The sequence below is a fragment of the Lysinibacillus sp. NPDC093688 genome (assembly GCF_050280145.1).
GTDB classification, from domain to species: domain Bacteria; phylum Bacillota; class Bacilli; order Bacillales_A; family Planococcaceae; genus Lysinibacillus; species Lysinibacillus xylanilyticus_B.
This window is the reverse complement of sequence record NZ_JBNNUX010000003.1, coordinates 36,496-62,833: the sequence shown is the minus strand read 5'-3', so window position 1 is coordinate 62,833 and position 26,338 is coordinate 36,496. Positions and strand designations below refer to the sequence as shown.

Genomic DNA, 26,338 nt, shown 5'->3' with positions numbered 1-26,338 from the left:
GGGAATGTTCCCTTTAAAAATCAACATAGAGGTGTTTTTTTCTATTGAAACTATGAGCTACTCATACTTATCCATTTTCGATTATCACCATAACGAGTGGTTGATTTCCGTTCCGACTTATATGCACGGTTCATTCTAAATTTTAGTAATGAACCCTTTATTCCCTAACCTGTAAGGAAGTTTCTATAATCGTATCTAAAAGTTGTGTATAAGACATTCCTGCCGAGAATGCGCTTTTTGGTAGTAAGCTGTTTTTTGTCATCCCTGGCAATGTGTTCACTTCCATGACATATGGGACTCCATCCTTTATCATCATATCGATTCGGGCATACACACTACACTTTAATGCTTTATAGCAACCTTTTGCCGCTTCGGTAACTCGTTCATGTATGGCAGGTGGAAGTTCTACAATCTCCTCTATCGTAGCAGCATCCTCATATTTCGCCTTATAGTCAAAGAACTGCGCTGTATGGCGAATCGAAATGATTGGTAATAGCTCCTCGTCCAAAATGGAGCATGTTATTTCTTCACCCTTTATATATTTCTCAATAATGATTTCAGAATCCCATTTGAATACTTCCGCAACCGATGTTAGTAAGGCATCTTTATCATAAACTATTTTTACTCCTACACTGGAGCCACCTGAATTTGGTTTTACTACTAACGGGTATCCCATCTTGTCTAATTCATCTAACTGAAGCTCCTCGATATTCGAAAGATGGAACCAATCAGGTGTTTCAATGCCTTCATAACGTAGAATTTTTTTCGAAACATTTTTATCCATACAAATACTGCTTGAAAGTATACCACTACCTGTATATGGAACACCCAACGTCTCTAGTACACCTTGAATCGTGCCATCCTCTCCAAACTTGCCATGTAGTGCTAATAAAGCAATATCGATATTGCTCACCTTTTCAATAAGCTCTGCCGTGTTATTTTCATTTAGTTTAATAGCTACGGCTTCGTATTTACTCTTATCTAAATGAGCAATCATCTCTTCCCCTGTCATAATAGAGACCTGCTTTTCAGAGGAAACGCCCCCCATAATAACGCCAACCTTCATATTTTCAACTCCCCATTTCATTTTTCAAGGTATCTCCAATAATCTTAATACCACGCACAATATCCTCTTCTGTTAGCCGAGAAAATCCTAAGCGAAATGTATTACTGCCTTCGCCATTGCTGTAAAAAACATCTCCAGGATAAAAAACAACTCCCTTTTGATAGCACTTTTCCAATAGTGTACGAGCATTCATACATTCTTCTAGCTCAATAAAGAGATGAAGTCCACCATCTCCTGTCATTCTCTTAAAAGGAATGTACTGATGGCATACTTGACGGGCTAGTTCATATTTTTTCTTATAAACGAACTTGGCCTTTTTTAAGTATTTTTCAAAATAGCCATCCTGTAAATATTGATAAAGTACAGCCTGATCCAGTGTCGATGTATGAATAGTACGAGCTCTTTTCATACTTTCCAAACAATGGATGAGTTCCTTATCTGCTAATATCCATCCAACACGTAAGCCAGGAAAAAGAATTTTTGAAAAGCTACTGATATAAATAACATTGTTGCCCTCACCGATAAAAGTCATTAGCGGTGCTAAATGCGAGCCTGAATAACGTAATTCTTCATTAAAGCCATCCTCTACAATTGGAATTTGATATTGTGAAAAAAGCTTAATAATTTCAGCTCTTTTTTCAGAGGATGTAACAATGCCTGTCGGATTATGATAAGACGGGATTAAGTAAGCAAAATCAAATTCCTTTTCCGACAAGGTTTTCTCAACTTGTTCAATATCGATACCGTCATCCTTCATGTCGATTCCGTGGATATCAAATCCATGTAAGCGAAAAAGCTTTAATGCCGCATGATGAGTAGGATTTTCACAAATAACACGTCCAGATTTTTTTGCTAAGGACGATAATAAAATATCCAATCCCTCGGTAAAGCCATTCGTAATCAAAATATCCTTATTGGAAATATCTACACCCTTCATTTCCATATAGTGAAGAAGATACTCGATTAAAGGTTTATAACCCTTCGCGTATCCGTAATTCAAAACGATATCTCCTTCAAGGGACATCCGGGTCAGAAAGGCTCTTTTAAAATTTTCAACATCAAAAAGCTTTTCTTCGGGGGCAACGCTGTTGAAGGAAATCATCCCTTTTTCCCAGTGAATATCTTGCTTCATTAAATCTAATTCATCAGCTAATAAGGTAGCTTTATTGAGCCTTTCCTTCCATTTAAGCTCGATGGAGGGTGCTTTCAATGTTGCAACCTTCCCTACAAAATTCCCCTTTCCTTTCACTGCATAGATAATGCCCTCTTGCTCTAAATCTGCATATGCATTCAGTACCGTATTTCTACTGATTAATAATAATTTACTTAGTTCACGGGTAGATGGAAGCTTCTGATGCTCCAGCAAGTGTCCCTTCATAATCTTTTCTTTCAAATAATCTTTTAATTGAATATAAACCGGACGATCATCGATAAGCTTAAAATCATTAAACACTTCCTTGACCTCCTTGCTTTATTTTTGCATAACCGTATCTAACTCAAAAGGTCCACAGTATATGTATTTTCCCTTCATAGTGGTATGGTTTCTAGCTCATAAAAAAGGCAACCCTTCAAAATGAAGAATTGCACCTATTATATGCTAATGATTATTTTAATTCTTGATCATGAATCGTTGTATATTTAATAAATTCTAATTGAATTCTTTCAAAATATTCATCATCTTCATATAGTCTTATGAGTTGAAAGGCTTTCTCCAAGAAAACTGTTGAGTCATTATAACCAAGATGAAAATGGCAAATAGCTTTTCTTGAAAAATGTAGAGCTAGTATATAGTAATTCATTTTTCTTTTATACTGTCTTAATGAATCATTAATTATAGAAAGGGCTGTAGAATAGTCTTCGTTCGTTATTACTAACAGTGACAAATTAATATTAAACGCAGATTTTAATAATTCTATGTCTCTAAAGCTATTATATTTATTTAATCTTTTTAATACATTTTGTGTAAATTCAATAGCTATATCTACTGGAAATAAAAATAAAATCGTGTTGATTAGACAAATATCACTCAAATACCACTGATCATATTTTGAAATACGCTCCCAAATGGGCTTAATAATCTCTTTAGCTTCATTAATATTTTCCTGATTTAATTGTATAAGACCTTCACAAACAAGTCGAATCTCTTTAATCTCTATATCATTTTCAATTTGTAAATATTCAGCCGTTTTTATTTTTAAAAGAGTTAATTTTTCTATATCATTATGATTTAGCATGAAGAACTGTTGTACAATATCTTTTTTCTTTCGGTAAATACGGTCATTATGAATATACTCAAATTCTTCTAGGGAAATATTTAATTTATTTAGTAATTTAATATATTTTTCAGCATCTACATCAACTCTACCTGCCTCATATTTTGAATATGTACTTTGAGATACAATCCCCTTTGACAGGATTAGTTGACTCACCCCTTTATTTTTTCGAATTTGTTTTAAGGTTTTCCCCCTATTCATTATATTCACCTCACAAATATTGTATATGTAGAATACTTCGAGGCATTTCAGTATTTACCCTTTATATCTAACGAAAAAAATATTAATTTCATCTGGATGATTGAGCAATGGGATAATTTCAGAAAATCAATATCAATATTAGACTCCCCCTTCCCTTCAACTCGATTTCAAATTTGAAATCGATTTTTTTCTTATTTGTTGTGATTAAGAGAAAAATATAAATGCGTAGCAATTATTTAGCCTTTTATGCTTATTAGAGAGCTTGTATGAAATCGCTGTTCCTAATTTGAATATGTACTTTGAAATTCAATTTCTTTTTAAAAAGTTTTGTTTTCTCGCTATCCATTCAAATCACATTACAAAATATTCAGTTCAGAATATTTTGTAATTTCACAGCATTTTCCGTTTATATTTAAGAAAAAAAGGAGGGATAAATATGAATTTACTATCAATTCTAAGATTCATCTGGATTATTGTAGGGGTGTGATAAAACATGAGAAAAACAATAGTTCTCTCCATCATAGTCGTAGTGGTATTTTTAATATCACTTGTAATCTATAATTCAAAATCAAATGCTGATGGAAGTTCAAATAATAATTTCATCAATGGGGAAATTGACTTTTCCAACTTTAATAAAATAAATGAGAAAATTACTAATGAATTTACCTTTCCAGGTTATGAGGAAATCTTAGGTGAAAAAGGGGATATTGTTATTGTACCTGATAGTATTACTGGTAAAGATGAAAGCTTAAGTAAGCAAGGCTTCTATCAGAGAAATAAAAAGTATGTTTATAAGAATCCAGAAAAAGGTGTAGTTATAATCTTAAGTATTACCGCAGCTACAAGCCAATCTAATAACACTTGGGAGCATAGTATTTACTATACAGAGGACTTATTCAATCCTCAAAGTGGTGATTTATCTAAAACCTATAATGAAAATTATCCTTCATCAGAGGTAGCACAGTACAGTTTTTTAGGGAATGGTTATGCAATATCTGTACTTGGTATCTCTAATAACTTATCAAATCAAGAAGTTTTTACATTGAGTGAAACAACTCAGTTTGTAGATGCCTTAAGCACCTATAACGGATACACCATATTCTAAACAATTTACTGTAAATTAATAATTTGGAAGGAGAGGGATTTATGAAATTTAATAAGGTTTTATCTTTAATAATTGTAGGTGCAGCATTATGTATTGGTGGAGTTAGTGTTTATGCAAATGTAAATGCTATACAGGGAGATGATATTGAACCAAACAACTTACAGAGCGATGATATTGAACCAAATGCCCTACAGAGCGATGCTATCGAAAACATTGGAGTAAGATCACAAAATTTGGTTATTTCTGACGTGAAAATCAGTCAAAGTAATGGTACTTATGAAAGAGTTTGGTCACAACCAAAAGGTTGGAAGTATTATAGATTTTATGTTAAAAACACTACAGGGACAAAGGTAAATGTTCAAATTCAACAAAACGGTTACAATCAAAATTATAATTTATCTGCTAATGCATCTAACGTATGGACTCAATCAGCAGCTGTTGCTGGCGATCATAAAATAGTAGTATCAACATCTGATGGTAGAAAATTCACAGGTGATGTTTCTGTCAGAATAGCTGATGCTCCTTTTTAGTTCACAACTTTTAACAGCATGGAATAAAAGCTGCATCATAACTTATATTCTTAAGTTATGATGCGGTTTTTTAGTTTTCAATATACACCCTAAAGAAATATATTATTCTTTCTCCTTTTACACAGGATAATTTGGATTATATTCGGAAAGTTGAACCTTAATCTTCTCCATCAGCTTCTCCCCTCATAAATTCTTTTTAAATAAACCTACTAAAAATCCTTCTAAACCGAAAAACTGATCTTCATCAGACATGGCTATCATTTTTCGTATTTCAATTTCTTCAAATGATTGAAATACTTCTTTTAGTTGATTTTTTGTATACCCTAGTCCACCTTCTAAGCTACGTTTTATATAAACTTCTTCATCTGAAATGGCAGAACCGCCATATACACCATGCTCCTCAAATGTGCATAAAGCAAAGTAACCATTAGGCTTTAATAATTTATGAATCATTTCAATATACGTCACACAACGATGAGGGGCTATGTGGTGAAAACAGCCTGAATCATATATAAAATCAAAGCTCTCTTCTTGTAAATTCAGCTCAAAAATATTGGCACAAATTAATTCTACACTTATGTTTGCGTCATCAACTCTTTTTTGCGCCCATTGCAATGCTTTATCCGATAAATCAACACCGACAACTGAACAACCTTGTTTTGCTAAGCAAATGGCATTTCGACCTGCCCACACCCTAACTCTAAAACTTTATTTGGACAGATCATCTTTTTTTCTAAATAGCTTACTAAGTTTTCATCAGGTTTATTAACAAAAAAAGGTGTCTTTTTGAATGTTTGATCATAAAATTCATTCCAAAATTTCTGTGGTTCACGTAATAAATCATCTAATACAACTAGCAATTGTTCATTTGATTTGATTAGCATTTTACGCCTCCATTTTGCACCTGCCTTATTTTCAAAAACAAAATATTCTATCCATTAATTATAAAGCAAAGTTGGTCGCTACTGGAAATTAACCGATGCGATTTTGAAAAAGGGGTATTTATACATTTTTAAATAAAACTTTATAGTTATGGATATTTTCTCTAAATCAATTACACTATACATAAGATAAAGTGAATAAACAGAAAGGAGTTGCAACATGGAAGAAATCTTGACGATTACGAATTTGACGAAAAGTTATGGTAGCAAGGAAATTTTAAAAGGAATCGACTTGCACGTCTCGAGGGGAGAAATCATTGGCTATATCGGTCCGAACGGTGCAGGTAAAAGTACGACTGTCAAAATCATTTTAGGACTTGAGGGTGATTACGGTGGAGAAATTAAGCTTTTTGGGGGGAATATCGGCAAAGACAGCATTGAATATAAACGAAAAATTGGCTATGTACCGGAGATAGCAGACGTTTATGATAATTTAACGGGTTATGAGTATTTAACCTTCATCGGTCAGCTTTATGGCCTTGAATTAGAGGTTGTTGCTGATAAATCAAAATCCTTAATGGAATTGTTCGGTGTTGGAGAAGCGTATCATTCCAGAATATCTTCTTATTCAAAAGGCATGCGGCAAAAGCTATTAATTATCGCTAGCCTGATACATAATCCCGACTTGTTATTTTTAGATGAGCCGATCAATGGATTAGATGCGAATAGTGTGATGATTTTCAAAGAAATTTTGACTCAACTGGCTGCCCAAGGAAAAACAATATTTTATTCCTCTCATATCATGGATGTCGTCGAAAAAATCAGTAGTCGTATCATCCTGTTGAATGATGGAAAGATCGCTGCTGACGGGACATTTGCCCAACTACAGGCAGACAATACTGAAGGAACTCTGGAAAGAATTTTCAACCAATTGACAGGCTTCCATGATCATCAGGAAATTGGTGAGAAATTCGTTTCTATTGTACAAGAGGTATGAGCATGAAAGATTTTAAAATCCTACAAGTGCTTGATAAAATTCAATTTATTTTTGTGAAAATGGGCGTCGATTACGAAATCATGAGAAAGATCCTCCATATTAAACTAACAATGGATGAGCGTAAAGTACCGACAATATTTAACCAAGCATCAAATAAAAACAAGGAAGAGCAAAAATACGGTTACATCAAATCTTTATGGATTTATGTTTTATTTGGGCTTATGTTAATTCCCTTTATGGGATTTGGTCAAAACTATATTTTCCAGATGAGTATTGCTTATGCCATGATTATTTTTATCATCATGACAACATTGATTTCTGATTTTTCTTCCGTACTTTTGGATGTACGGGACAGAAGCATTCTCTCGACCAAGCCTATCTCTGCTAGAACGATCAATGCAGCCAAGTTTATGCATATTTTCATCTACTTGACGTATTTAACGATTGCTTTTACATCCCTCTCTCTAGTAGTTGGCCTATTCAGACAAGGAATTGTATTCTTTATTTTAACGTTGCTCTTACTAGTTTTAATTAATATTTTCATTGTCGTTTTAACTGCTGTTTTATATATTGCTATTTTAAGATTCTTTGATGGTGAAAAGCTGAAAGATATCATCAATTATGTACAAATCGGCTTATCATTAATGCTGATGATTGGCTATCAAGTTCTTATTAGGTCCTTTGAGTTCGTCAATTTTGATATGGTCGTAACATTTCATTGGTGGAGTGTTTTTCTCATTCCTATGTGGTTTGCCGCTCCTTATGAGTTACTGCTAAACGGTGACATCTCTTTATTTACAGTGATATTCAGTATTTTAGCCGTCGTCATGCCAATCATCTCGATATGGCTTTACCTAAAGCTAATTCCAACCTTTGAACGTAATCTGCAAAAACTATTAAACACTAGCAAATCGAAAAAAGAAAAGAACAATCGACTTAAGACGCTTTTGTTAACAATCATTTGTAGAACGAATGAAGAAAGAGCTTTTTACCGCTTCGCCTCCCTTATGATGAAACAGGAGCGAGAGTTTAAACTGAAAGTATATCCGTCTTTAGGGTTTTCATTTGTCATTCCATTTATTTTTATGTTTTCTTTTTCAAAGTACGAAGCTATTGATTATTCCGATAGCATGGGCTATTTAAATATTTATTTCAGCATGCTAATTATTCCGACAGCTGTGCTTTTGCTCGGGCATTCTGGAAAATATAAAGCAGCTTGGATCTATAAAGTCTTTCCAATGAAAGATTATACAAACTTAAGAAAAGGTACTTTAAAAGCATTTTTGATTAAATTGTATTTTCCATTGTATATAGTTCTGAGCATCATTTTCTGCTTCATTTATGGTACGAGAATTATCCCAGATTTACTGACGGTTTTAGTAGCAAGCTGCATGTACACTGTCATTTGTTACCTCGGCATCGGAAGTAAGATTCCTTTCACAAAGCCCTATAATGAAGTTGGCGATGCCCAGAGTTGGAAAACGCTTATATTACTTCTCCCTTTAGGTGTTCTGGTGGGACTGCATTACGTCATGGTTGCTCATATTTCTTATGGTGCAATCATTTATTTACTTGTGCTTGTCATCACGAATTTCATACTATGGAAACTTGCATTTAAGCATACAAAAACGGCATGAGTCTAGGCTCATGCCGTTTTTCTTCTGAGAACTTTTTCAAAAAAAATATTAAAAAGCTTTTCTCTCATATATACGAATAGATAGTAGCCACGACCCAATATACAATATTACAATTGTAAGGATAGCTACGAGATACATTTGCGTTTCTTGTAAAGTTATGAACTTTGATATTAAATCACCTAATATATTATTAAAATTAGGGAAAATTTTAATCGTTAACATATATATACCGAATAACGCAATTAAAGCCATCAATAAATATTGCGATTTAAATTTATAAGAGAATGGAAACATGAATGACACACCGACCATAACAAGACCAATAATAAGCAATATATCTTGCCATAAGAACATTGCCTCTTCTCTATTCAAAAGGAAATTACTAACGTATGTGAAGATTATAAATATGGAAGTGAATATCAATGCACCTATATATTTTGAATTGACAACTTCCTTTCTCGTGTATGGTAGCGAATTGAGCAGAATATTAGCGTTATCTTTTTCATCGTAAGAAAAAGCATTCATGATAGATACTAGACTATATATAATTCCTATTTTCACTAGGGACGCATCTATTAATAAATAAAGTATGATAGTTGCAAGGTAAAATGGAATCAGTTTTTTTTGTATTAAAATATCCTTAAGTACAAGGTTAAACATACAGTTACCATCCTTTTTTCGTATAATACATAATATCTTCAAGCGTTGGTTTTTCCACAATAACAGAATCCCCAAATATGTTTGCCACACGATTTTTATCAGCTATTAATGCTTCAAAACCTGCATTCGTTTTTCTGATCGAAATAAACGCTTGTTCCGTTTCTTTATCCAATAAATCCAACTTCCCTTTGACAATGGCATATTCCTCTTCAATTTTATAAAATTCTTTCGTGAAAATATGTTCCCCGTTATGAATAAAGGTAATATAATCCGCAATACGATCTAAATCTGTTGTAATATGTGTCGAAAAGAAAATTGTTTTTTCCCCATCCTGCATTAACTCATGTAAAATATTTAGTAACTCTCTACGAAATATCGGATCAAGCCCAGCAGTTGGCTCATCCATAATAATTAATTCTGCATGGTGAGCTAGAGCAATAGCTAACGAGGCTTTCATCTTCATTCCTTTCGAAAAGTTCTTCATATTTTTATTCAATGGTAGTTCGAATTTTTCAACATACTGTTGGAAAACCTTATCATCCCAGTTTTTATAGGCGGGTTTAATAATCTTTTTCATATCCTTTAACGTTACATTTTCATAAAAGACATTTTCATCATAGACAAAACCAATACGTTCTTTTATTTCTTTCTCATGTCCCTTATAGTTCATACCAAATAATGAAACAGTACCACTATCTTGCTGTAATAAGTTCATAATCAATTTGATCGTTGTTGATTTACCTGCACCATTTCCCCCAATAAATCCAGTTACATAGCCCTTTTTAACGTTAATAGAAAAATCTTTTACCTGAAATCCTTTAAAGGCTTTATGAATATTCTGTAATTCAATGACATTTTCCATCATTCATCCTCCGTATACAATAATGTAAGCATTTCATTGAGTGTCCGTTTCTTTCGCGACATGAACGAACTTTTCAACAGATAGAATACATCCATATTTCTCAAGCTCTACACAAAACAATGTATATACACTTTATATACAATATATACACAATTGGCTAATTTTGCAAGTAATAAATTATTATTAACTCAAAAAAAAGAACATGAGATTGTTAAATCACAATCCCATGTTTTTAATTCTGCATTATTTAGTTGATATGATGACCTTAGCTTAGGAAATTATTTAATTGGCGCATGATTAATTGTTGATAATACTTCATTCACTTCGAAAATCTTCCCGCGGATATCGGTAACACCAAAACTTGTTAATCGTTCTGAATGCATGATTAAATATTTTTCAGCATCTGTTTTGGTTTCAAATAAATAGATCCCACCAGCTTCTTTAGTCGCAGCATTCTCAGTCCAAATCTTCCAGATCATACCCGACTCTTCGTTAATACTTTTCGCTAAATCAACGAATGCCTCGGACATTCCTTCACCGAATGGTCCATCCATTGTAAAATCGACTTGTAATAAATAGTTCATGATTAAAACCCCCATTTTATATAAAACGACTCTTTTATTTCATTACAAAATAAGTTTCACCTAGTATTTCTTTCGCATCATAAGCAGTTGATGCAAGCTCTTTTTCAGCAAATACGTTGATATCCTTTTGCTCAATATCATACATAACTTCAATCTCTTTCGAAAAAAGAAGCTTTTCTTTCTCAAGTAAACTTGAAAGTGCTGGCTGTTTTTTCGGCTGTAGTTCATCTAAATTAAGAATTTGTTTCAGCCCAGCAATATAAGAATCTAACGTTCGGCTACCAACAATTTTTACACCTTTATTTTCTTCGCTCAACATGATAATGGTTGGAAATCCTCTGACCCCTAGTTGTGAAGCTAGCGCAAAATCTTCATTTAATAATTTCTGCCCAATCGAAAGTTCAGCTTCTTTTACAACTTTTTCTCCATCAAGTCCAAGATTATTCACGATTTCAATTAATACTGATTTCTCTGCAATATTTTGATTAAATACGAAAACGGCTTCTCTTGCACTGCGTAAAAATATATTTGCTAAATCCTCATTTTGCTGTTGAATTACTTTAAAAACTTTAGATGGAGGATAGGAGGATTGAATGGGATTTTCAAGCCAAAGCATACCATCAATCGGCATACGACTATGCTCACCAACCTCTCTCCAGTGTTCAACCACATCTGATGGGCTTGATATACCATTAGATACATCAGCAAAGCCGGCCCATTTTTCTAGCAAACCGCCCATTATAGTCTGGACATTAACATAATGACCATATTGCTCTACAAAGCGACGAAGAACTGGTTCTAATGCCCAACAATGCGAGCAGATTGGATCTGTCACATAATATAAATCAATCGATTTCCTTTTTTGATCGAAATCAATCACCTGCATTTCGTTATCTTCTGAAACACCACATACACCCGTTTCTAAATCACAAATTAAATTATTATTGTTCGTCATCATACTCACCACTTTCATTTTAATTGCTTTATAAGCGTATTTTAGTAAATAATGAAAATCATCTGTACCAATAGTTCTTTAGATTTGTCGTATATACAACACATTGAAGAAATTGTTTAAAAAGTAGGAGTGATACAACAAAATGACTCAATCAAAGACTGACCTTCGTGTTCTTCGTACTCGCAAATTGATTATGGATTCTTTCATTGAACTTTCAGGTCAAAAAGAATTTAAGGATATTACTGTGAAAGATATTACGACAGAAGCTATGATTAATCGCGCAACGTTCTATTATCACTTTCAAGATATATATGACTTATTGGATAAGGTATTATCAGAAGTATTATTAGTTGATTTAAATGATAGTATCTACGAAAAAAGCGATCTAAATGAAGAATCGGTTATTCGTATTTTTACAGCTATAACGAACTTTCAAAAATCTTTATCTAACCGTTGTCATAGAGGATACGGAGATACCATTTCCCGTATTATTCGGGAGCATCTCGAAATCGTTTTTTACAAGATGTTATTAAAACAACATAATATGAAAGAGGATGCGGTACTAAAAACTACCGCTGTCATACTAAGCTGGGGAATTTACGGTGCTTCTGTGGAATGGAGAAAAAGTAGTATGGATAAATCCCCGGAGGAATTTATTAAATTGTCAATTCCTTATATATTATCTGGGATTACTTTAGATTCTAAAAACTAGGAGTTTCCATATCACATAAAAGTAGAGCATGTTTTGAAAAGATTGTTCAAAACATGCTCTGAAGATTTAACGATTTAAACTCTCTATATATTTTTCTGATTCATTAGCTATTCGCTTATATTCGATAACATGAATATAGTGAGAGGATTCTAATTTTATTAATGTTCCGTATTTATGCTTACTGATAAAATCCTTCTGAAATTCATTCCACGCCTCCCCATTCCAACCTGTCCCTTGACCGTTTGAAGAGAACAAAAGCATAGGAACATCTAGGGTTCCAGCCGCTCCTACCTTTTCAGCATTTGCCTTAATATGTTTAACTTCATTTATCATATTTTTAGTTGCCGTTCTGCGGTAAAAAATCACTTTATACATTTCTTTTTCCTTGTCAGTTAAAGTCCCATATTTTATAGCATCGCTTTCAGACAGACCCGAAATCCATCTAGTAAAACCAATATTTGCAGCAAAGGCACTTATATGAACTAGAGGCATATTTATATCATAATCTTTATATGCGGCAGGAACGGCCATATCCAATCCTATAATTGCCTTTACTTCATTCGGATAGACTTGAGCCCAATACAATGCTTCAATACCGGACATCGAATGAGGAAATAAAATATATGGCCCTTCAACGCCTGATTTTAATAGAGATTCTCTTGTTTCTTGTAAAATTGTATCCATATCACGGTCGGAATCTGTAATGTCGCTAAATCCATATCCTGCCTTTTCAACGACAACGATTCTATATTTATCGCTTAGCAACAAATATAAAGATTTAAAATCTAAAACAGGCGAGCTTGTGCCTCCGCCAGACATAAATACAAGCGTATCCTCTCCATCTCCTTCTATGTACACATGCATTTGATGCCCATTCACTTCTACCATTTTCCCCGTTGGTGTAAATAATTGATCTTCCTTTGATAATTGGTTTTGATGAATAATATAACTTGTCGTAATAATTAACAAAAGTATCGCTGTAACAATTGAAAAAAGTATCGTGATTCGTTTGAACACGTCTTTCAACCACCCCTCACAGGATTTTTACTATCCAACAAGCCTAACTTAACCAATAGAAGACACCATGGCTTTTAGAGTTCTAAAAGATAATCGATAAACTGTAGCTTTTGGCCATTCATTTCGAATTCATCATCACTTAAATACACTTGTTTAAAACCATTCTTTTCAAGAACCCTTTGAGATGCAATATTATTTGTTGTTGTTTTTGCTTTAATCTTTTTTACACTTACTTCTGTTTCTAAAAGTAGTTTTAAGGCTTTTGCCCCTATCCCTTTCCCACCATATTCTTTACCTACTCTATAGCCAACCTCTGCTATATCGTTCGTTTTATCTATATCTACTAAATTAATTCTTCCGACAATATTTCCTGAGTATTCCCTTATTAAGTAGGACCTTGATTTTTCTTCTTCTTGCTCTTCTAATAGCTCTCTATGTTTCAATTGAAACTTTTCAAACATATAATAATCTTCCCCACGACTGGGTACCATTTGTTCAAAGAATAGTCTATTATTCTTTTCAAACTGAAATAATTCTTCTGCGTCACTTTCTCGTAAGCTATTAATTAATATTTCCAAGCTAACTCATCCCCTCGTTCTTTAAAAATACATCACAAAATCCTTACGTAATAAAAAAACAATTCGATTGCGGTATCATATTGGCAACTTGAAACAAAGAAATATACAAACATTCCGCTCTAGCGCATATGCGTAGACTACTAAGAAAAATCACCCCTCTAAATCTTTCAATCGTCTCCGAATAATAGCTTCTGAAACACGAAGTATTGTGCAATTTCTCGATTACTTTTCCCAGCATTTTTCTCACCTTCTCATGCGTTATAACTCTAAATTATTTGTTATAAAGCTTTGTGAAAAATATATATGATTCTTTCATTCAAAAAAAGAAAGCAGATCTATATCTACTCTCTTGATTGTTTAGGAAAAATATAAAAATAAAAAACGAAACCAATGATAATTGCGGGTAGTAAAGCAATTCCTATATTTTGTACAAATGCACTTGCAAGCAATTTAAAAATCTCAATAATATCCTTAGATAAAATGTTTTGATACTGTTCTGCACCTGTCAAACCTCTGATTATTAAAGTTACAACAAAAATAATGATATAACTAATTAAGCTATATTTAATACTTAACTTTATATTTCTCTCCATTTTATTCCCCTTTCCTTACTTATTGTATGCTTATTATCACATATCAGAAATTCTATTAAAATGAATTTTCTGAAATATAAAAAAATAGAATACTGCCTAATAATGCGACAAATACTCATTAATTAGATTGTTGTCGCACTTCAAAAAGTCCGTATAACCATCCATTTCATAGATGAATTCTAGCAATTATCTCAAGGCATAATCTCCATCGTTTACATACCGTCCTCGATCGTCGGGATCATTATGATCAAATAGAAAAGCGCCATCTGAGATTACCATAAAACTTATATATTCTTCTTCGAAAACTCGGTATTCAACAAACTATAGATCAACATATCTTTGCATTCTCCTGTAACGCTATGGCATTCAAACTGTCTTAAGCAACCTTCTTCCTTAAAGTTGAATTTCGACAATAACTTCTTTGAAGCTATATTTTCTTCCGTGACAGTTGCCTGTATTCTTACTAGACCTAACTGATTAAATCCTATTGATAATACTTCTTTAACAGCTTCCGACATAATACCACGATACCAATATTCTTCAGATAATTCATAGCCTATTTCAGCTCGTTTACCTGCAAATTCACTCAAGAAAATGGTACCAATAATTTCATCCGTTTCTTTGTTAGCAATAGCAAAACGAATAATCCAACCTTTATCATAGCCTTTATTCCAAAAATTAATTACTTCATAACTTCTTTCTAACGTCTCTGGTCCATTCCAATCAAGATAACGATATACATTTTCATTTGAATAATAATTGAATAACGTAGGAGCATCCTCCAACTTCAACTTTCTTAATTTAATGCGTTCAGTTTGTACTGTTGGAAAAGAGGTTCCTAATAACTCGGTAAAGTTCATTTTTTTCTCTCCTTTTTTTGAATGAATATCAAAATAAACTAAAGATGAAAATTCAAAAGAGGCTGATTAGATTATATCTGCCCCGCATTACCTGAAAAAACCTCATACATATTTCATAAAAGAGAATAAGCCAATGTGGTCAAAAACCACACTGGCTTATTCTATTCTATTCTTCTTCTTTTCTCTTTTAGTACAATTCTTTGAATACTCTTTGAGGACAAATAATATTTTTCACCTAAAGTAGCCGTGTCCGCTCCCGACAGATAATCGTGATAAATATTAACGTCTCTTACATCCAATTCTTTTCTTGTCGCAGTATTGGATCCCCAGCCCTTTTTATGTTCTGCTCTCCGCGGTATATAAATATATTCACCATCCACATATTCTTGTATTAACTCTAGCAACTCAGCTGGTAGAATATGCTTTGCTTTTTTATAGCTCATATTTGCACTCCTAAATGTTAATATTTTTTAGGAAGAGCAAAGGCTATTTTATTTATCTTATATTGCAATAGCCTTTGCTATGCAAAAAAAGTATACCTTCTCATCAAACAATCCCCCCTCTATATCTTTGTAATTTTATTCCATCATATACTATATAATCAAAAATACAAAGGGGTTTTATAAATTCCCGTACGCTTTGATAAACAAATGAAAAAGTACAGCGATATAGCTGCTAATGTGGCAACTAGACTGTATCTGAAAAAGCTAAGGTTCTAACCGCTATGGTTGATGCTTTAAGATCGTATCGCAAAAAAGCTGATTCAATGAAGAATCAGCTTTTTTAGCATATATATTTATATCAATTTACTGTCTTTGAGTAAATCATAGATGATTGTGTCTTTTGTTTTATGAATACCAAATTTACCTATTTGTTTTAAGATAAATGGCGCATCTACATCTGTTAATTTTTTACCGTCAAGTAAGCGAGCAGTTGAAGATAATAAAGTACGGATATCATAAGTAGATGCAAATACTTCTGGAACGCCTCGATCAATATCTAATAATTGATAAACAGCTTCCATCGCTGTTCTTACTGAATATTCCGTTGTGAATACAGTGTCTCTTTCTGTTTCACTAAAATTACCCATGAAAGCTAAGTTAACAGATCCATTAGGGACAACTAAAGGACGGTCTCCCATTGCTCTAGGCATGAAGTAAGATGTTATATAAGGCATGTAACATGGAATTGTATTACAAGAATTTTGTGCTAAGTCCGGTATTTCGTCTACAGGCACACCCATATGGTACAACCACTCTTGCGCTATCTCACTTCCAGAGCATTCAGTAATACTCTTTTTAATAAAATCACCTGGTTTATTAGATAGTAAACCATAAATCCAAACGACTAATTGGTCTTTTGGTTGATCTTTAAAATGAGGTTGTCGGTTCAACGTATAGCTTAGCATCCAATTAGAATCTGTAGCAGTTACAATACCACCAGTAACTACCTTGCCTGCATACGGATCTCTTTTACTGATCTTTTCAATATAAGGAGCAACTTTAGCATCCAATGTAGTTAGTGTTGCTGAAACAAACCAACTTTCTTCTGGAAGATCATCGCAGAATTTTTCTGGTCTACCAAATTCAGAATCTTGAGAAGCGATGTTTTTCCAAAGTGACCAGCTTCCGCCTAAATCAGTGCTTATAGGGGCTGGTGTATTATTGTCACCATAAGTTGTACTTTCCGTGATACTACCATTTGTAACAAACACTAATTCATTTTCTGTTAGCTCAATATTCTTTTTCACACCATCTTGTTTTAACACTAAAGTATGAGCTACCTTTTTATCTCCAACTTTATCAACTAAAACATTCTCTACAACAGTATTAAATTGGAAATCAACATTATGGCTTTCTAAATATTTAATCATAGGAAGTACTAAAGATTCGTACTGATTATATTTCGTAAATTTTAAAGCAGATAAATCAGGTAGGCCCCCAACATGATGAATGAAACGCATAATATAACGACGCATTTCCATTGCAGAATGCCATTTTTCAAAAGCAAACATCGTAGACCAATATAGCCAGAAGTTCGATTCAAAGAACTCTTCAGAGAATACATCTGTAATTTTCACATCATCTAATTTCTCTTCAGGCGTAAAGAATAATTTAATCATTTCTTCAGATGCTTTATCAGATAATGTAAACTTACCATCATCCTCAAGTCTTTGACCTCTATTTTCAATCAATCTACATTTTGAATAGTTAGGATCCTCTTTGTTTAACCAATAAAATTCATCTAAAACTGAAGCGTTTTCTATTTCTAAAGATGGGATTGAACGGAATAAGTCCCATAAGCATTCAAAATGATCTTCCATTTCCCGACCACCACGAATAATGAAGCCTCTTGTCGGATTTAGAATACCATCAAGGCTACCTCCTGAGATATCTAGTTCTTCGAGAATATGAATATTCTCACCTTTCATTTGACCATCACGAATTAAAAAACATGCGGCTGACAGTGAAGCTAACCCCGAACCAACAAGATACGCTGATTTCTCATCAACACCCACAGGTTTTTTAGGACGTGCGAAAGCCTCATAATTACCATTACTGTAATACATAATACCGCCTCCATAAACTATTATCGTGATATAGCATACCATTAATTTGCTTGATAATGGTAAAATGAGAGAGAAATTAACAAAAAATTCAATTTCAGAGTTAGAATGTAGAAATACATATCCTTCTAATTTGACATGGCATTTTATTGTATTTTTATACCAATATCTTTTATAGCAACGGAACTTGCAATATATATAAAGTAGATTCTTCTTATGGCGATTACACTCGAAAGCACTAGATTAATTCATAATTCTCTTTCTACAATAGAACCATAAGGCTATCTTAAAAGGTTAATTTTTTAAGATAACCTTGCATAATTATTATATTAAGAAAACAAAAAGGAACTGAAGAATGATTTAAAGGCCCCCCTTATTTTATAAATCGTACAAATCGTTTCTTCCCAATTTGTAAAACTTCATCATTCATTACTATTTTATCAGTATCATCTACTGTAAGTTTTTCGCCATTTAAAGAAACGCCATTTTGTTTAATTAATCGTATAAATTCACTTTTACTTTGAATATAATCATTGGCAATTAATGCTGGAATAATATCTAGTACAGATTCTTTTCCTATTTCGATTAACATTGAGGAGATGTTACCGGGGATTTTTTTCTTTTGAAATGCTGTTTCAAAATATTGCTCCGCTTCCTTCATCGATTCTTCCTCATGATATAAAGTAGTAATAATTTCTGCTAACTCTAGTTTGATATCTCGCGGATTTTCACCTTTTAATAATCGCTTTTCCACTTCTTTTATTACTTTAGGATGCTCATCTGTCGCAAGTTCAAAGTATTTAATAATTAATGCATCAGGTACTTCCATTACTTTTTTGAACATTACTTCTGGTGCTTCATTTACACCAATATAATTCCCTAAACTTTTACTCATTTTTTCAACACCATCTAAACCTTCTAATAACGGCATGAAAATGGCAATTTGTTTCTCTAGTCCTAAATGCTTTTGCAATGTACGCCCCATTAAAATATTAAACGTTTGGTCGGTACCGCCTAATTCAATATCAGCAAAAATTTCGACTGAATCATACGCTTGCATTAATGGATAGAAAAATTCATGAATGCCAATTGGTACCTGACTGTTATAGCGTTTTTGAAAATCATCACGTTCTAAAATACGCGCTACAGAAGTCGTCGCAGCTAACTTAATCACTTCCTCAAATGTTAACTTTGATAACCACTCACTATTAAAACGTACAGTAGTCTTATCCTTATCTAAAATTTTAAAAATTTGCTCACAATATGTTTTAGCATTTTCCTTTACAATTTCATCACTTAACGCAATGCGCCCTTTGGCTTTTCCTGTTGGATCTCCTATACGACCTGTAAAATCACCAATAATAATGACCACTTGATGACCTAAGTCTTGCATTTGTTTAATTTTTCGTAGTACAACAGCATGCCCTAAATTTATATCTGGCGCAGAAGGATCTAAACCAAGCTTAATTGTTAAAGGCTTTCGTTCTCTAAAAGAATGCTCCAATTTTGCTAATAACTCTTCTTCATTAACAATCTTACCTACACCCTTTTGAATAATTTCTAATTGTTCCTCTGGTTTTAAAAACATACAATACAACTCCTTCAAATTGAATTAATATTGCAAGTTCTATAAGAGTAAAAATCAATTTCGCCTTGGCGTAATTGCGTCCGGAGGCTTTATCTTCATTCAGCAGGTGCTCTTCTGCTAAATGAAGATAAAAAAAAGTCCTTTAGGAATCAACCTAAAGGACGTGTATGAACGTGTTACCACCTTAATTTAAGAGTTATTCACATAACCCTTCTCAATAGGTACGGCTAAATGGCGATACCTTTGCATTGATTACGGATGCAACCCCGTCGTAGCCTACTAAAGTTCGGTACGCAGCTCCAAGATGTATTCATTTTAACTTTCCTTGCGTCTCTCATCGACCGGCTACTTTCTGTAAGTTCCATTAAAACTACTCGTTCTCTTCAACGCTTTTACTCTTATACTCCAAATCGTTATCAACAATTTTTCGTTATGCAAATCTTGTTAATTATTATAGTACCTTTATTTGAATTGTCAATAAATTAGGAGGATATTTTAAATTAAGTTGTATAAGTTTTGGAAAGTTAATTAACATAGCTCCCTAAGTATATTTACGGATACAATTAATAACTAAAGCCCTCTATGTGCAATATCTCATAAAAATTATAAATGGGCTAAATGAATAATCAAAAATACTATAGGAGGAATCATTAATGATGGCAGAAGGTTTAACGTATTAAATTTCTTGATCCCCAAAATACTTAAACCTGAAGCTAATATTAATATACCCCCTACAATCGTCACTTCATTTAGAAGATCATTACTTAAAGAATTCTCCATTAATATCGCAATTACATAAATAGAACCTTGCCATACAAATAATACGATCCCCGCAACAGCTATCCCAATACCAAAAGTGGAGGCTAAAACAATTGAAGTAATGCCATCCAACATACCGTTTGCAAGCAGATATGTATAGTCTCCCTTTAACGCAGCCTCAACGGGACCTAAAATTGATAAAGTCCCAATGCAAAATAATAAAATTGCAGTCGATAACCCTTCAGCTAAATTACCTTTAGAGTACTTATTTACTAAAGTATTAAATTTTGTTTCTAAATTTAGTTTTTGACCTAGTAAGCCTCCTATAGCTAAACTTACAATAAAAAGCACTGGATATTTGCTTGAAGGTAAATGTTGTACTAGTGCATTTATTCCTAATCCCATAGCTACTAGCCCCATAGCCTGCATTAAAATATTATGATATTCATCTTTTATCCCCTTTTTAAAGATACTTCCCACAATGCTCCCAACTATGATCATCATTGTATTAAATATTGTTCCTACCATAATCATTTCTCCTATTAAATAATAATCTTAACCCAAATGTATTATGAAGCTTAGCCATTTCCCCTATTGAAAATCGATTCTCCATTTAAATCTTCCTTTAGTCATAAGATATGTTTAATTTATCTTATCACAATACAGTTTATTGACCGTTATTAGTGAAACAAAAATAGGCAGCTCCGAATGACCTTTTTATAAACAATGCAACTTAATTTGTACCTATATATTTATCACTTCGACAGATTTTGACAAAAAAATGCAACACAATTTGATATATTGTTCTAGAAATCTATTATTCGAAGTAGATAAAAGAAAACATGAACTCTAAAGTTTTCGCGTACCTACTACATATTTAATAGCAACAACTTTAAGTGAGCTTTATTCGAGAATGGAGAATAAAATATGGATACACAAACCTACAAATATCCCAGACAAAAGATTAATGGGATTTGGCTAATAATAGCTGGCTTAGCAATGTTCTTACTTTTAATAAAATATAACGGCTATCCAAATGTTTGGCCTTTTGCCATCGCTTATGTGCTAGGAATGATTTGGCAATTAAGCTCAAAAACACGGGAGAAGTTAGCAGTCGGTCCTGGAACACGGGAACAAAAAAAGTGGTCTAATTTTTCAATTATGTTATTGGCTATTTTAGTTTTTGTCATTTTTCAATTTTTTGCCGATGATTATAGAACTTGCTGGCTATTAATTCTTTTAGCAGTCGGCGTTCATTTTTTACCTTTTATCCCTGTACACGGGAAATTAATGCTTTTTCTATCAATCAGTTTAATCATCAATGCATTCATAGGATTAATTATTACTACTGTAAGTCTAGATATCTTTTTCGTAATAGATGGCCTAATAAAGATTTTATTCGGTGTTATTTTTATTAAGCTAAGTCCTACGAATTTTTAAAGAAATCAGGTTTCTGTTTCGCAGTGATTCTTACAACAAATAAAAGAATCCATTTTGAAGACTAATCAAAATGGATTCCTTCCTAAACTTCTGTAATATTCCCCACATACAAACGCCCGGTTGACCTGTTTTCAAACTCTACAAGCAAATAAAACCTTAAGTAATCATGTAAAAAAATAAGCTACAAAGAAAAATTTCTATATTAATTTTTATTGTTCACTAGTTTGTGTAGATGGTTTTAATAAGAACCAAACAATTACTAAAGTTACTAGTGCTAATATAAAAGTACCCATATAAATAAAATGTACACTTGAAGCTAATGCTTCTTGCGATTCGGTTACTACGTTTGCTGTAGTTCCTTCATGTCCACTAGAAGTTACAAGATCAAGGTTTTTAATACCGCGTGCATGAATCATCGTGTTGAACATCGCCCCGAAAACTGCCGCTCCTAATGTTTGGCTAAACGTATTGATAAATGTGTTTAAGCCAATTGCTGTCCCGCGCGTATGATTTGGAACAGCCGCTTGAATTGTTACCATGTAGATAGGTGTAATAAGCCCCATCCCTAAGCCGAATAATCCAACTGCAACATAAATGAGGAATGCTGGTGAATCTGTTGACAAAGTAAATAATGAAAAGGCAGCAACCGAAAGAACGCTAGCTCCAAGTAGAATGATTTGTTTCGTATTTAAGCTACCAATCAATTTACCTGAAAAGATAGTGCCAAATGTCCACATTACAGGTAGTGGCATTAAAATGAGTCCGGCGTCTGTCGCGTTTTTTCCTAATACACCCTGGCTCCAAATCGGAAGATACATTGTAATACTAATAATCATTGCACCAGAAATAAGAGTTAGTATATTTATAATAGATAATGTACGGTTAGAGAAAAGTGCTAGCGGAATTAATGGTTCCGGCGATTTTTTCTCAATGAATAAGAAAATAATGAATGAAACAGCTGCAAAGATTAAGAGGCCAACAATTGTCGTGTCCCCCCAGTTTTGCTTACTGCTACCTGTTAATAACGCGTATAGTAGAGCGATTGTACTTAATGAGAATACTGTTGCACCAAGATAGTCGATATGATGCTTAGCAGGCTTAATAGATTCTTTATAATAAATGACAATCATTATGCAAGCGATAATTCCAAATGGAACGTTTAAGAAGAAGATATAGCGCCAAGAAAGGGAATCAACTAAAAATCCGCCAACTAATGGTCCGATAACACCTGAGATACCCCAAACAGCACTAATCCAACCTTGTGCTTTTGCACGGTCTTTCACTTCGCTATATAAGTCACCAATGATGGTCATTGTTATTGGCATAATGGCGCCAGCACCTAGACCTTGAAGGGCACGAAAGACAATGAGCTGTTCCATCGATGTAACGATACCGCAAAGTGCAGAGCCAATTAAAAATATTGTAGCTCCGATAAGTAAAACTTTTTTACGACCGAATAAATCAGCCAGTTTCCCGTAGATTGGAGTCGAAACAGCTGTGGCAAGCATATAAATTGCATAAACCCAACTAACAAGTTCGACGCCTGACAAATCATTCGTTATACGGGGGATTGCTGTACTAATAATTGTTCCTTCTACAGCAGAAAGAAATGTCATTAACATTAATGATAAAATAACTTTTTTTCTCATATTTTTCCCTTTCACTTCCATCTAATTAAAAAAACCAATATATAACTAAGTATTTTTTTATTATATATCAACTAATAACTATGTATCTTCTAAAACGTCAAATTGAATATCTCCATCCTTGAAACTGATATCAATAAAACAATTATCGTCAGACCCCATTAATTTCTCCCTCATTAGCATTATGTACTTCAACTGATCTGCCCCGGTTAGCACAAAAGCGATCGCTCTAATTGAACAATCGCCCTCGTTAATGAAACAAGAAAAGTTATTCATTAACCTTCTTGATAATTGCTCATTATATAATTCACAAGACAAACATAAATTTTAACACAAATATCCATAAAAAAACCACCTCAAAGAATAGCTAAAGAGGTGATTGATGTGAAGAGATAATAAAGTTGTAAATTGAGAAAGGTAGAATATAGGAGCGTTATAGTTAATCTCATTTAAAAGAGCTTGTTAATTTAATTAAAAGGCCCAACTTCTCTGCAAATTAATATAGAGAAATTGGGCTTTTACGTTACTCCATTTAGTTATATGGATAGGGCTATCTATAGTAGGGGTTAGATTTTCAATTAAAAATGTTTCTCTTCAAGTTCTGTTAAATTCCTACTGGGCTTTCTGATATTCATAATGCAGGTCATTTTCCAGACTTAAGTGGAATACGAAGCTCTTCGTTTGGCTTTTCAATTGCATAACTATAAATGTAAATATCTAGCTCTTTCTTGTTGAAATTTTTATACACGTCAATAGATTTATTACTTCCAGTCAGGTTAGGTTCCGGTCTCCCTAAGTTCTGTTCTTTACCGTCCAAATAATAAGTTCGATCGACTCCACCAAATGTCGGGTCTGAGCTCAAGGTTTCCACATAGAGGTTATTATCCTTCAAATAATAAGTCCATGAGATTGGATACCCCGCAATGCTAGACGTTGCGGTTTGATGTTTTTCTGATATGTCAGTCAAATGGATTGGTTTGTCGTTCTCGTCTCCGTAAAAACCATCGATACGGTGCTTCGCGACGAGGGTTACAGGCTGATTAGCCAGAGCAGCTGCATCCATCCCTGCCATTTCAAAGCGTAGCTCTGGTTCGTTAGGTTGTATATTCATAAAATACCCATCTAACAGAGTTCCACCTACATCTAGTTGATACTCTTTAAAAGGAATAGCGTTGTGGTCGTCTCGAGTAAATTTCAAACGAACTTGGGTTGGTGTAACCTTCATTTCGTGGATTTTCGTGCCAGGCACATTGTCCATAGGGATATCTAGAACTTGCTTAAATGACCCATTTTCCAACTGTTTTTTGGAAAGATTCATATTTATGCTCCAAGTACTTTTTTTTGTTTCTAGTATGCGATCATAAGAAAGCCGGAATTTAGTTCCTTCTTTACGTAAGGTTTCAGACTTAAATATTTGATTCAAGATTGCTCCTCCGTCTAGGTATGAAGACCCTTCCGCTTTTTCAACAGATTTAACCGTATCATTGATTACCTCGAAATTTGTCCATCTGCTCTCCAGTTCAGGATCCGTAAGAGTAACGGTTGATTTCAGGAGAACTTTACCTTCAGCTTCTTCAAAAGACTGCAAGGTCACGCTATCCAGCCCATCCTTTTGAATTGGGAACACTTGCGTAGTAGAGTCATTAGGATTATAGCTGATGGACTGCTTCTTATTGTCGAACAATCGCATGTTCTCCATTATAAACTCAACATCGGCCGTCTGCCCTTTACCAACCCAGTCCGTTTCAAAATACCCCTGGAATTCACCAAGATCCTTATTCCACTTGTGACCATGATGTCCTTCAATAAAGTTGCCCTTCGAATCTTTTAGTCCGATAAGTTTAAAATCTATATCCGTTACATCCTGGGATGTTTCAGGTTTCAAACTATACAGCACTACGGTTCTGTTCTCATCTATAAACGCCGTATGTACAGTTAACGTAACACCCTCCTTTGTAACGGATTGCTCAATCTTTTGACCTAAGCCCTGCTCTAATGCGGACTGAATACCTTCCCTATGAGAAAGCATGCTGGACCAGTCATAATTCAGAGCTGCATAAACTGGTGTAGCCATCAAAGCTACAGATAGCCCTGCCACCAATGCAAAGCGCTTTCGTTTTCGAGGACGGAGCACAACTGGTTCACCTCCAGCAACCTTTAGCTCGTCCTGCTGGATACTGCTCCACATCTGATCAAAGTCAGGGTAATCGACGTTATTTGAATCCTTCATTTGGTTATTAACCTTGTTTTCAATGCGTTCCAAATTGGTTCTCTCCCTTCAACCATAAGTTGTTTTTGTGTTCAAGCTTTTTGCGCATGATTTTCAATGCCTTATGGAGTCTCGACTTCACTGTACCCACAGGAATCTGCAGGGTTTCAGCGATTTCTACCATGGATAGCTCACCGATATAGCGGAGTGTAACAACTGCCATCAATTTGTCTGGTAGTTGCTTCAGTAGTTCCTCCCATTCTTCCTGAGCTGTTTTTTCTACTACAATCGTGTCTACGGATTTATTTGAAAATGTGGCCTGCTCATGAAGCCATTGAACCTGACCCTGTTTATCCCGCTGAGTCTGATTCCGTTTTAGCAAGTTTAAGCAATGGTTCATTGCGATGCGCATGATCCAGGCACGCGTATGCTCAACGCTTTGCCAATCCTGACGAAAAACGGTGATAAATACGTCATGGCAGAGATCTTCCGCATCTTGTGAGTTTCGCAGCATGTAATAACATGTGCGGTATACATCCTTGTTATAAGAATCGAATAATTCACGCTCTGTCAATCCAAGGCACTCCTTTCTCTGCGTTATACTTTATAAACAAATGAC

General features: G+C 33.9%; 26 protein-coding genes and 1 other annotated feature. Of the genes, 6 read left to right on the top strand and 20 right to left on the bottom strand.

What is annotated here, in order from left to right; all coding sequences use genetic code 11:
• Positions 1-157: 157 nt before the first annotated feature.
• From ACQKN2_RS03980 to ACQKN2_RS03970, 3 genes are all read right to left on the bottom strand, one after another.
• The gene (locus ACQKN2_RS03980; protein WP_427413950.1) at positions 158-1,066 is read right to left on the bottom strand and encodes a D-alanine--D-alanine ligase; all 909 of its coding nucleotides are present in this window, start codon (positions 1,064-1,066) and stop codon (positions 158-160) included.
• A gap of 4 nt (positions 1,067-1,070) precedes the next feature.
• Positions 1,071-2,519, bottom strand: coding sequence for a PLP-dependent aminotransferase family protein (locus ACQKN2_RS03975; protein ID WP_427413790.1), 1,449 nt, complete (start codon positions 2,517-2,519; stop codon positions 1,071-1,073).
• Between the two features lie 151 nt (positions 2,520-2,670).
• The gene (locus tag ACQKN2_RS03970) at positions 2,671-3,540 is read right to left on the bottom strand and encodes a helix-turn-helix domain-containing protein (protein WP_427413789.1); all 870 of its coding nucleotides are present in this window, start codon (positions 3,538-3,540) and stop codon (positions 2,671-2,673) included.
• 493 nt (positions 3,541-4,033) lie between these two features.
• On the opposite strand from ACQKN2_RS03970, the gene ACQKN2_RS03965 reads away from it, so the two are divergent.
• Together ACQKN2_RS03965 and ACQKN2_RS03960 are read left to right on the top strand one after the other, a co-directional pair.
• The gene (locus tag ACQKN2_RS03965; RefSeq protein ID WP_427413788.1) at positions 4,034-4,645 is read left to right on the top strand and encodes a hypothetical protein; all 612 of its coding nucleotides are present in this window, start codon (positions 4,034-4,036) and stop codon (positions 4,643-4,645) included.
• Between the two features lie 41 nt (positions 4,646-4,686).
• Positions 4,687-5,175 (top strand): hypothetical protein, encoded by a 489-nt coding sequence (locus tag ACQKN2_RS03960; protein WP_427413787.1) that lies wholly within the window; start codon positions 4,687-4,689, stop codon positions 5,173-5,175.
• A 183-nt stretch (positions 5,176-5,358) separates the two neighbouring features.
• Here ACQKN2_RS03960 and ACQKN2_RS03955 read toward each other — a convergent pair whose 3' ends face one another.
• Together ACQKN2_RS03955 and ACQKN2_RS03950 are read right to left on the bottom strand one after the other, a co-directional pair.
• Positions 5,359-5,868: a class I SAM-dependent methyltransferase gene (locus tag ACQKN2_RS03955; RefSeq protein ID WP_427413786.1), complete on the bottom strand. Its 510-nt coding sequence runs from the start codon at positions 5,866-5,868 to the stop codon at positions 5,359-5,361.
• Positions 5,838-6,059, bottom strand: coding sequence for a hypothetical protein (locus ACQKN2_RS03950; RefSeq protein WP_427413785.1), 222 nt, complete (start codon positions 6,057-6,059; stop codon positions 5,838-5,840). The genes ACQKN2_RS03955 and ACQKN2_RS03950 overlap by 31 nt, the downstream gene beginning before the upstream one ends.
• Before the next feature lie 217 nt (positions 6,060-6,276).
• Here ACQKN2_RS03950 and ACQKN2_RS03945 point away from each other — a divergent pair, with 217 nt between their 5' ends.
• Complete coding sequence (locus tag ACQKN2_RS03945) at positions 6,277-7,053, top strand: ABC transporter ATP-binding protein (protein ID WP_427413784.1); 777 nt, start codon at positions 6,277-6,279, stop codon at positions 7,051-7,053.
• Between the two features lie 2 nt (positions 7,054-7,055).
• Entirely contained in the window at positions 7,056-8,690 is a 1,635-nt protein-coding gene (locus tag ACQKN2_RS03940; RefSeq protein WP_427413783.1) for a hypothetical protein, read from the top strand.
• Between the two features lie 48 nt (positions 8,691-8,738).
• Here ACQKN2_RS03940 and ACQKN2_RS03935 read toward each other — a convergent pair whose 3' ends face one another.
• The 4 genes from ACQKN2_RS03935 to ACQKN2_RS03920 all read right to left on the bottom strand — a co-directional run bounded on the left by ACQKN2_RS03935 (position 8,739) and on the right by ACQKN2_RS03920 (position 11,751).
• Positions 8,739-9,350, bottom strand: a complete 612-nt coding sequence (locus tag ACQKN2_RS03935; RefSeq protein WP_427413782.1) for an ABC-2 transporter permease — start codon at positions 9,348-9,350, stop codon at positions 8,739-8,741.
• 4 nt (positions 9,351-9,354) lie between these two features.
• The gene (locus tag ACQKN2_RS03930) at positions 9,355-10,212 is read right to left on the bottom strand and encodes an ABC transporter ATP-binding protein (protein WP_427413949.1); all 858 of its coding nucleotides are present in this window, start codon (positions 10,210-10,212) and stop codon (positions 9,355-9,357) included.
• Positions 10,213-10,490: 278 nt separating this feature from the next.
• Positions 10,491-10,796, bottom strand: coding sequence for a monooxygenase (locus ACQKN2_RS03925; protein ID WP_427413781.1), 306 nt, complete (start codon positions 10,794-10,796; stop codon positions 10,491-10,493).
• Positions 10,797-10,830: 34 nt separating this feature from the next.
• Positions 10,831-11,751, bottom strand: coding sequence for a DsbA family protein (locus ACQKN2_RS03920; protein ID WP_427413948.1), 921 nt, complete (start codon positions 11,749-11,751; stop codon positions 10,831-10,833).
• A gap of 142 nt (positions 11,752-11,893) precedes the next feature.
• Between ACQKN2_RS03920 and ACQKN2_RS03915 the strand changes: the two genes are divergently transcribed.
• Positions 11,894-12,463, top strand: coding sequence for a TetR/AcrR family transcriptional regulator (locus ACQKN2_RS03915; RefSeq protein WP_427413780.1), 570 nt, complete (start codon positions 11,894-11,896; stop codon positions 12,461-12,463).
• A gap of 66 nt (positions 12,464-12,529) precedes the next feature.
• On the opposite strand, the gene ACQKN2_RS03910 is transcribed toward ACQKN2_RS03915, so the two are convergent.
• The 8 genes from ACQKN2_RS03910 to ACQKN2_RS03875 all read right to left on the bottom strand — a co-directional run bounded on the left by ACQKN2_RS03910 (position 12,530) and on the right by ACQKN2_RS03875 (position 20,952).
• Positions 12,530-13,480, bottom strand: coding sequence for an alpha/beta fold hydrolase (locus ACQKN2_RS03910; protein WP_427413779.1), 951 nt, complete (start codon positions 13,478-13,480; stop codon positions 12,530-12,532).
• Between the two features lie 74 nt (positions 13,481-13,554).
• Positions 13,555-14,058, bottom strand: a complete 504-nt coding sequence (locus tag ACQKN2_RS03905; RefSeq protein ID WP_427413778.1) for a GNAT family N-acetyltransferase — start codon at positions 14,056-14,058, stop codon at positions 13,555-13,557.
• A gap of 341 nt (positions 14,059-14,399) precedes the next feature.
• Entirely contained in the window at positions 14,400-14,651 is a 252-nt protein-coding gene (locus ACQKN2_RS03900) for a hypothetical protein (protein WP_427413777.1), read from the bottom strand.
• A 284-nt stretch (positions 14,652-14,935) separates the two neighbouring features.
• Entirely contained in the window at positions 14,936-15,511 is a 576-nt protein-coding gene (locus ACQKN2_RS03895; RefSeq protein WP_427413776.1) for a GNAT family N-acetyltransferase, read from the bottom strand.
• Between the two features lie 161 nt (positions 15,512-15,672).
• A complete protein-coding gene (locus tag ACQKN2_RS03890; protein ID WP_427413775.1) occupies positions 15,673-15,954 on the bottom strand; it encodes a CD3324 family protein in 282 nt (93 codons plus the stop codon).
• A gap of 353 nt (positions 15,955-16,307) precedes the next feature.
• Positions 16,308-18,080 (bottom strand): oleate hydratase, encoded by a 1,773-nt coding sequence (locus tag ACQKN2_RS03885; RefSeq protein ID WP_323647993.1) that lies wholly within the window; start codon positions 18,078-18,080, stop codon positions 16,308-16,310.
• A 370-nt stretch (positions 18,081-18,450) separates the two neighbouring features.
• Complete coding sequence (tyrS, locus tag ACQKN2_RS03880; RefSeq protein WP_427413774.1) at positions 18,451-19,665, bottom strand: tyrosine--tRNA ligase; 1,215 nt, start codon at positions 19,663-19,665, stop codon at positions 18,451-18,453.
• 154 nt (positions 19,666-19,819) lie between these two features.
• Positions 19,820-20,061: a binding site (T-box leader), on the bottom strand.
• A 207-nt stretch (positions 20,062-20,268) separates the two neighbouring features.
• Entirely contained in the window at positions 20,269-20,952 is a 684-nt protein-coding gene (locus tag ACQKN2_RS03875) for a DUF554 domain-containing protein (protein ID WP_427413773.1), read from the bottom strand.
• A gap of 399 nt (positions 20,953-21,351) precedes the next feature.
• Between ACQKN2_RS03875 and ACQKN2_RS03870 the strand changes: the two genes are divergently transcribed.
• Positions 21,352-21,864, top strand: coding sequence for a DUF6609 family protein (locus ACQKN2_RS03870; protein ID WP_427413772.1), 513 nt, complete (start codon positions 21,352-21,354; stop codon positions 21,862-21,864).
• A gap of 209 nt (positions 21,865-22,073) precedes the next feature.
• On the opposite strand, the gene ACQKN2_RS03865 is transcribed toward ACQKN2_RS03870, so the two are convergent.
• From ACQKN2_RS03865 to ACQKN2_RS03855, 3 genes are all read right to left on the bottom strand, one after another.
• Positions 22,074-23,513 (bottom strand): MDR family MFS transporter, encoded by a 1,440-nt coding sequence (locus tag ACQKN2_RS03865; protein ID WP_427413771.1) that lies wholly within the window; start codon positions 23,511-23,513, stop codon positions 22,074-22,076.
• A gap of 640 nt (positions 23,514-24,153) precedes the next feature.
• A complete protein-coding gene (locus ACQKN2_RS03860; protein ID WP_427413770.1) occupies positions 24,154-25,773 on the bottom strand; it encodes a DUF4179 domain-containing protein in 1,620 nt (539 codons plus the stop codon).
• Positions 25,760-26,293, bottom strand: coding sequence for an RNA polymerase sigma factor (locus ACQKN2_RS03855; protein ID WP_427413769.1), 534 nt, complete (start codon positions 26,291-26,293; stop codon positions 25,760-25,762). The genes ACQKN2_RS03860 and ACQKN2_RS03855 overlap by 14 nt, the downstream gene beginning before the upstream one ends.
• Between the last annotated feature and the right edge of the window lie 45 nt (positions 26,294-26,338).

Bases quoted from the DNA above. Each gene is read 5' to 3' on its own strand.
- ACQKN2_RS03960 (WP_427413787.1), top strand. From the start codon at position 4,687: ATGAAATTTAATAAGGTTTTATCTTTAATAATTGTAGGTGCAGCATTA.
- ACQKN2_RS03890 (WP_427413775.1), bottom strand. From the start codon at position 15,954: ATGAGCTATAAAAAAGCAAAGCATATTCTACCAGCTGAGTTGCTAGAG.
- ACQKN2_RS03885 (WP_323647993.1), bottom strand. From the start codon at position 18,080: ATGTATTACAGTAATGGTAATTATGAGGCTTTCGCACGTCCTAAAAAA.
- ACQKN2_RS03920 (WP_427413948.1), bottom strand. From the start codon at position 11,751: ATGACGAACAATAATAATTTAATTTGTGATTTAGAAACGGGTGTATGT.
- ACQKN2_RS03930 (WP_427413949.1), bottom strand. From the start codon at position 10,212: ATGGAAAATGTCATTGAATTACAGAATATTCATAAAGCCTTTAAAGGA.
- tyrS (WP_427413774.1), bottom strand. From the start codon at position 19,665: ATGTTTTTAAAACCAGAGGAACAATTAGAAATTATTCAAAAGGGTGTA.
- ACQKN2_RS03965 (WP_427413788.1), top strand. From the start codon at position 4,034: ATGAGAAAAACAATAGTTCTCTCCATCATAGTCGTAGTGGTATTTTTA.
- ACQKN2_RS03925 (WP_427413781.1), bottom strand. From the start codon at position 10,796: ATGAACTATTTATTACAAGTCGATTTTACAATGGATGGACCATTCGGT.
- ACQKN2_RS03945 (WP_427413784.1), top strand. From the start codon at position 6,277: ATGGAAGAAATCTTGACGATTACGAATTTGACGAAAAGTTATGGTAGC.
- ACQKN2_RS03875 (WP_427413773.1), bottom strand. From the start codon at position 20,952: ATGGTAGGAACAATATTTAATACAATGATGATCATAGTTGGGAGCATT.
- ACQKN2_RS03870 (WP_427413772.1), top strand. From the start codon at position 21,352: ATGGATACACAAACCTACAAATATCCCAGACAAAAGATTAATGGGATT.
- ACQKN2_RS03915 (WP_427413780.1), top strand. From the start codon at position 11,894: ATGACTCAATCAAAGACTGACCTTCGTGTTCTTCGTACTCGCAAATTG.
- ACQKN2_RS03865 (WP_427413771.1), bottom strand. From the start codon at position 23,513: ATGAGAAAAAAAGTTATTTTATCATTAATGTTAATGACATTTCTTTCT.
- ACQKN2_RS03895 (WP_427413776.1), bottom strand. From the start codon at position 15,511: ATGAACTTTACCGAGTTATTAGGAACCTCTTTTCCAACAGTACAAACT.
- ACQKN2_RS03940 (WP_427413783.1), top strand. From the start codon at position 7,056: ATGAAAGATTTTAAAATCCTACAAGTGCTTGATAAAATTCAATTTATT.
- ACQKN2_RS03935 (WP_427413782.1), bottom strand. From the start codon at position 9,350: ATGTTTAACCTTGTACTTAAGGATATTTTAATACAAAAAAAACTGATT.
- ACQKN2_RS03950 (WP_427413785.1), bottom strand. From the start codon at position 6,059: ATGCTAATCAAATCAAATGAACAATTGCTAGTTGTATTAGATGATTTA.
- ACQKN2_RS03980 (WP_427413950.1), bottom strand. From the start codon at position 1,066: ATGAAGGTTGGCGTTATTATGGGGGGCGTTTCCTCTGAAAAGCAGGTC.
- ACQKN2_RS03970 (WP_427413789.1), bottom strand. From the start codon at position 3,540: ATGAATAGGGGGAAAACCTTAAAACAAATTCGAAAAAATAAAGGGGTG.
- ACQKN2_RS03900 (WP_427413777.1), bottom strand. From the start codon at position 14,651: ATGGAGAGAAATATAAAGTTAAGTATTAAATATAGCTTAATTAGTTAT.